The sequence below is a fragment of the Nocardia sp. genome (genome assembly GCF_025465275.1).
Taxonomy (GTDB): Bacteria; Actinomycetota; Actinomycetes; order Mycobacteriales; family Mycobacteriaceae; genus Nocardia.
In genome coordinates this window covers 41,817-48,313 of record NZ_JAODNK010000118.1, presented here as the reverse complement: position 1 = coordinate 48,313, position 6,497 = coordinate 41,817, and the positions used below count along the sequence as shown (strand labels likewise).

5 protein-coding genes are annotated in these 6,497 nt (G+C 66.6%); 3 read left to right on the top strand and 2 right to left on the bottom strand.

Going from position 1 to position 6,497, the window contains the following annotated elements:
• Positions 1 to 669 precede the first annotated feature (669 nt).
• On the bottom strand, positions 670 to 1,458 hold the full coding sequence (locus JWN03_RS26535) for a hypothetical protein (protein WP_297620595.1): 789 nt from the start codon (positions 1,456 to 1,458) through the stop codon (positions 670 to 672).
• 78 nt (positions 1,459 to 1,536) lie between these two features.
• Between JWN03_RS26535 and JWN03_RS26530 the strand changes: the two genes are divergently transcribed.
• From JWN03_RS26530 to JWN03_RS26520, 3 genes are all read left to right on the top strand, one after another.
• Positions 1,537 to 2,769 carry an MFS transporter gene (locus JWN03_RS26530; protein ID WP_297620592.1) on the top strand — a complete coding sequence of 411 codons (1,233 nt, stop codon included), beginning with the start codon at positions 1,537 to 1,539 and terminating at the stop codon, positions 2,767 to 2,769.
• 3 nt (positions 2,770 to 2,772) lie between these two features.
• A complete protein-coding gene (locus JWN03_RS26525) occupies positions 2,773 to 3,156 on the top strand; it encodes an ArsR/SmtB family transcription factor (RefSeq protein WP_297620587.1) in 384 nt (127 codons plus the stop codon).
• 400 nt (positions 3,157 to 3,556) lie between these two features.
• Entirely contained in the window at positions 3,557 to 5,170 is a 1,614-nt protein-coding gene (locus JWN03_RS26520; RefSeq protein WP_297620583.1) for a flavin-containing monooxygenase, read from the top strand.
• Positions 5,171 to 5,237: 67 nt separating this feature from the next.
• On the opposite strand, the gene JWN03_RS26515 is transcribed toward JWN03_RS26520, so the two are convergent.
• A complete protein-coding gene (locus JWN03_RS26515) occupies positions 5,238 to 6,278 on the bottom strand; it encodes an alpha/beta hydrolase (RefSeq protein ID WP_297620579.1) in 1,041 nt (346 codons plus the stop codon).
• Positions 6,279 to 6,497: the final 219 nt, after the last annotated feature.

Here is a 6,497-nt window from a genome sequence, read left to right as displayed (position 1 = left end):
CGGTACGTCCGGGGGGCGGTACGTCCGGGGGGCGGTACGTCCGGGGGGCGGTACGTCCGGGGGGCGGTACGTCCGGGGGGGACGGTCGGGGGGGCGGTACGTCCGGGGGGGACGGTCGGGGGGCGGTACGTCCGAGGGGGGGACGGTCGGGGGCGGTACGTCCGAGGGGGGACGGTCGGGGGCGGTACGTCCGGGATGGTTGAGGGGACAGTACGTCCGGGATGGTCGGGGCGGGACGGGTGCAAGTTCGCCAGTCGGTGCGCGACGCTGCGCTCCGCCTCGACGTCGATGGCGAGGCGGTGCCGATCCGGAGTGCTGTGGGCCAGATAGCCGGATCGGCGACCTGACTCAATCTTCGGCGGGCAGCACCGTCCGCGGTATCCGGAATCCCCCGGAGAATCCCCCGAATTCATGTACCAGGGTGCGGATCACCAGCCACAACAACCAGTTCCGACGTATCAGTCGGTCATACCGCAGCTGTCAATCATGTCTTCGCAGTCAGCTCCCGCGACGGTCACTCCGAAGCAACAGTCACGTCCGCGCAGCAAGCAATAGTGCGGCAGCCACCACCGGTACGACACCAGTTCCGGGTGGCAGCCAGTTCCGGGGTGGCAGCCAGTTCCGGAGTGGCAGCCAGTTCCGGGGTGGCAGCCAGTTCCGGGGTGGCGGTTAGTTCCGGCGGACTCGGGCGACCGCCGGTTCGGCGCAGAATTGGGTGTCGGCCTGGGCTGGGGTGAGGCCGGTGGTTTCGAGGCCGCCGGAATCTATTACCGCGCAGGTGGTTCCGGCTACTTTGCCGGTGCCGTCGTCGATGGGGCGGACCTGGGCGGTGACTATCGGGGTGAGGTCGTCGGCGGCGAATTTCCAGAATTCCACGTCCCAGCTGGCGTATTCGGTGCGGGCCGAGACTACGACGTATCCGGTGGCCGAGGTGTCTATGCCGATTCCGGCCAGTTCGCCGGCGCGGTGGTATTCGAGGGAGTTCCCGCTGGCGTGGTAGATGGCGTAGCGCATATTGGCGGTGGCCAGGAAGATCGGGATGACGAGTTCGTCGCGGCCGTTGCCGTCGAGGTCGCGCAGTTTCGCTACCGCGCCTGGGGCATTGGCCTCGGGTTCGACCAGCGTCTGCACGACCGCGCCGCCGGGGTCGAGCAGGGTGACGGTGGTGACGAGGTGTGCCGGGCTGCCGGTGTGCCGGACTTCGAAGGTGACTCCGAGGGGATCGCGGGATTGCAGTTGGCAGTCGGAAGGCATTGCGGTGGTGCCGATATCGCCGCAGGGCGGCAGCTCCGAGGCGGGTTCGGGCGGCGCTTCTGTCGGCGGGGCGGGTGTGGTCTCCGGCGCCGGCGTGGTCGACTCGACCGTGGGTGCGGGCGCGTCGCCCTGGTGCGATGAGCAGCCCGAAATGAGCAGTGTCGAAACCGCGGCCAAATAGCAGACCGCGAAGTTCCTCACCATGGGGCGAGAATAGCCGCCCACTGGCGGATAACCGACAACATGTGCACATCTGCGCACCTATTGTCATATAGTGGGATCGTGCTCGACGTCCTACGTCATACCCAGTTCCGGCGACTGTTCACCGCCCAGGTGGTCGCACTGATCGGCACCGGCCTGCTCACGGTGGCACTGGGCCTGCTGGCATACGACTTGGCGGGAGCCCATGCGGGCGCTGTGCTCGGCACCGCACTGGCGGTCAAAATGGTGGCGTATGTGGCTGTGGCGCCGGTGATTTCGGCACTCACCGAGCGCGTCCCGCGCACCACACTGCTGGTGTCCGCGGATGTGACGCGCGTCGCGATCGCGCTCATGCTGCCGTGGGTGACGCAGATCTGGCAGATCTACGTGCTCATCGCGCTGCTGCAATCGGCGTCGGCGACGTTCACCCCGGCCTTCCAATCGGTGATCCCCGCGCTACTGCCGGAGGAAGAGCACTACACGCGAGCCCTGTCGCTGTCCCGCCTCGCCTACGACCTGGAATCGCTGCTGAGCCCGATTCTGGCGGCCGCCGCGCTGACGGTCATCAGCTACCACCTCCTATTCGTCGGTACCGCCGCAGGTTTCGCGGTCTCGGCCGTGCTGGTGCTCACCACACGGCTCCCCCGGCTCACCTCCGCCCGGCCCGAACCGCTGTGGGAGCGGATCACCAGCGGCGCCCGGCTCATGCTGGACCGCCCTGTCCTGCGCGGACTGCTGGCCATGAATCTCGCAGTGGCCGCGGCGACTTCGCTGGTCGTCGTGAATACCGTTGTGTACGTGCGAGATCGGCTCGACGGCTCGAACACCGGAGTAGCACTCGCCCTGGGCTGCTTCGGATTCGGCTCCATGGTGGTGGCGCTGACCTTGCCGCGCGTGCTCGCGGATGTCCTGGATCGCCGGGTCATGGTGACCGGATGCCGCATCCTGCCCGCCGGGTTGCTCGCAGCGGCCGTGATCCCACTGCTCGGTTCGGTCGTCGGCGGCTGCGCACTGGCGGTGACCTGGGCGGTGCTGGGCGCGGGCACCTCCATGATCAATACGCCGTCGGCGCGGCTGTTGCGCGCCCAGTCGGATTCCGATTCCCGCGCAGCCGTTTTCACCGCACAATTCTCGCTGTCACATGCCTGCTACCTCCTCACCTACCCCATCGCGGGCACCCTCGGCGCGCTGGCGGGCCTGCCGATCACGGCGGTGGTGCTGGCGGTGATCGCTACACTGGCTGCTACGACGGCTGTCCGCGTGTGGCCCGCGTCCGCACCCGCGGACAGCGAGGCGGTAGCGGCGGGAAGGTGAGCGATGGCGAGCAAGCGCGACGCACAGGCATTGCCCGCGTCGCCCGCCGAGCGCTCCAGCCTCGCCCACCCCGTCGAACCGGATCAGGCTCGGCTCGATGCCGCCACCGCGACCTTCCGCATGCTCTCGGACCCGACCCGCCTGCACATCCTCTGGATTCTCGCGAACGCCGAAGCCGACGTCACCGCCCTCACCGAGGCCTGCGGCGCCTCCCGCACGGCAGTCAGCCAGCACCTGGCCAAACTCCGCTTCACCGGCCTGGTCGATACCCGCCGCGACGGCCGCCGCATCATCTACCGCATTCGTGACGGGCACCTGTCCCGCCTGATCCGCGAGGGCCTCAATCACGCCGATCACGTCGTCACCGGCGAACCCACACACGAATAGCCCGCACGCCGCGCCGGAGAACACCGGCGACTCTGGCTGCACTGAACCGCAATTCACGCTGCGCTCAGCTGACCCTGATCCGCGATGCACGCTGTCCCCGTCCGGTCAGTGCCGCCCGCTCCGCCGGCAGTGACCATTGAGCCAACGTCGTACTCCCCGCCCCACGCTGCCTGCCCGCGTCAGCTCACGCTGTCGGAGGTGCCGATCGAGCCGACGCTGCCCGATCTATCTGGCGAATAACCGCCCGTCGGAGCGGCAGTTCGTCGGCAGCGCCCGCTCACCGCGGCTTTGATCGCCGGCCCGTGGCTCCTGGTCAGTGGGACGAGGTCTCGCGACCAGCCGCTGTCGGCCCGACGATATGCCTATTCGAAATAGTTTTGGACGAGTCGAGAGGGCACGCATGTTTGCCAGCGCCGAGCAGGCCAGTCAATACGATGTGATCATCATCGGCGCCGGATTCGCCGGACTCTACGGCGTCCATCAGGCGGCCCGGGCCGGTCTGAACGTGCTCGGCCTGGAGGCCGGCGAGGATGTCGGCGGCACCTGGTTCTGGAACCGCTACCCGGGCGCACGCTGCGATGTGGAGAGCGTGGACTACTCGTACTCGTTCGACGAGGACCTGCAGCAGAGCTGGACGTGGACCGAGCGTTTCGCGGCGCAACCGGAGATCCTGGCGTACATCAATCACGTGGCGGACCGGTTCGAACTGCGGCAGCGCTACCGCTTCAACCAATCGGTGACCGCCGCGCGCTTCGATGACGAAACGTCGATCTGGACCGTGCGTTCCGCCGGTGGTGACGAATTCCGCTCCCGCTTCGTGGTTTTCGCCACCGGCTGCCTGTCCGCGCCGATCAAGCCGAATATCCCGGGCGTGGAAACCTTTGCGGGCGAGGAGCTTTTCACCGCCCGCTGGCCCGAGGAGGGCGCGAGCCTGGACGGCAAGCGGGTCGGTGTGATCGGCACCGGTTCCTCCGGCATTCAGGTCTCGCCGATCATCGCCCGGCAGGCCGAGGCGCTGACCGTCTTCCAGCGCTCCCCCAATTTCAGTGTGCCCGTACCGAACCGGCCGTGGACCGAGCAGGAGCAGGAGCAGATCCGCGCCACCTACCCGCAGCGGCGCGCGAAGTCCTACTACGCCCCCGCCGCCACCCCGCACCCCAGCCTGCAGACCAAGGCGCTGGAGTTGAGCGCGCAGGAGCGCGAGGACGCCATGGAGGACCGCTGGAGTGGCGGCGGCGTGCTGTTCAACAAGGTTTTCCCCGATCAGAACAGCGATATGGCCGCCAATGATCTGGTGCGTGATTTCGCCGTGGCGAAGATCCGCGCCAAGATCGACGATCCGGCGGTGGCCGACGATCTGATCGCCACCGATCATCCGATCGGCACCAAGCGCATCTGCACGGACTCCGGCTATTACGAGATGTTCAACCGCCCGAATGTCTCGCTGGTGAACCTGCGCCGCGAGCCCATCGAGGAGATCACCCCCACCGGTATCCGCACCGCGGACAAGTTCATCGAGATCGACACCCTGGTCTACGCAACCGGATTCGACGCCATGACCGGTGCGCTACTGCGCATCGATATCCAGGGTGCGCGCGATTCGCAGCTGCGCGATACCTGGGCCGACGGCCCGGTCACCTACCTGGGCTTCGGTATCCACGGTTTCCCGAACATGTTCAGTATCAACAGCGTCGGCACCCCGTCGGTGATGGCGAATATGGTGCTGCACTCCGAGCAGCAGCTCGATTGGGTGCTCGCACTCATCGAATACTGCCGCGTGCAGGGCATTCGGCAGGTCGAGGCCCGCGAGGAGGCCGCGGCCAAGTGGACCGATCACCTCATGGAGGTCGCCGAGGGCACGCTGTTCGTCAAGGCCAATTCCTGGTACATGGGCGCGAACATCGAGGGCAAGAAGCGCGTATTCATGCCCTACATCGGTGGTTTCGGCAATTACCGCCGCTTCTGCGACGAGGAACGCGACAACGGCTACCCGAGTTTCGCACTCACCAAATAGATTCGATGAAAAAGCGCGGCTGCGGTCGGCATCCCCACCGACCGTAGCCGCGCGACTGGCCCCGAATTCAGTTGGCGGGCAATCCGAGTCCGGCCGCGAGCACCGGCCACGAATTCTTCAGGTCATCCTGCCAGTAGCCCCAGGAGTGGGTGCCGGTCGGCGTGAAGTTGAAGGTGGCGGGAATGCCCAGCTGTCCCAGCTTGGCTTGCAGATTGTGCGAGCAGTAGTTGGTGGCAGCCTCCAGCGCACCGCCGAGGGTGGTCTGATTCACCACTCCGCCGACTCCGGGCAGGGTGTGCGGACCGTTCAAGGTGTCCCACGGCCCGGGCAGGCCGGAGCCGCTGGAGATGTAGAGATTCATGCCGCGCAGTTGGTCGGCATGCACATAGGGATCGTTGGCCGCCCACATCGGATCACCCTTGGGGCCATACATATTCACGGTATTGCCACCGCCGGCCGCGACAACCAGATTCACGGCGTTGTAGCCCACCGGATCACTGATCTGCGCGCAGCCGCTGTAGGAGGCCACCGACTGGTAGAGCCCCGGTGCGGCGATCCCCAACTGCAGCACCGAGGTGCCCGCCATGGAAAGTCCGGCAATCGCATTGCGGCCGTTGGTATTCAGCGCCTGGTCGACGAGCGGGGGTAGTTCCTCGGTAAGGAAGGTCTTCCACTTGTTCACGCCCAGTGTGGGATCCGCGTCGCGCCAGTCGGTGTAGTAGCTGAATCCGCCGCCGACCGGCTGCACCACATTGACGTTCTTGTCCGAGAGGAAGCTCAGCGCGTCGGTCTGCCGCTGCCAGGTGGCGGAGTCCGTGCCGCCACCCGCGCCGTTGAGCAGGTAGAGCACCGGGCTCGGCGCGGAGGTGTCGGCCGGGCGCTGCACATCGACCTCGATGTTCTTGTCCATGGCGGCCGAGTAGACCTGCAGCTTCACCGTTCGTGCGTCGGGAGACTCACTGGAGGCGATGTGCGAGCCATCCGTGGAGGTGCCGCCGGCGCGCAGGGCAGTTCCGGATGCTGCGGAAGCGGAACCCGCGGCGACTGGTAGCAGGACGGTTGCGGTCAACGCGAGAACCACGCTGCCCCAGGTCTTCGACAATCGCACGCCGGTTATCTCCTCAGTAGATGACTAATTCTGATCGGCAGGTTTTCACACTGCCCTAGTTCACTGAGTGTTTGCTATCTCCCTCCTAATGGGGGCCTGAGAGAAGCCTCTGACCAGTGCGGACACCCCCGCCGATCGGTGTTGTCAGCGGGCCCGTCCGCGCTGTCGGTGCACTGTCGGCCCGCTGTCAGCGGCGCTCGGCACTCTGATTTCAGACCG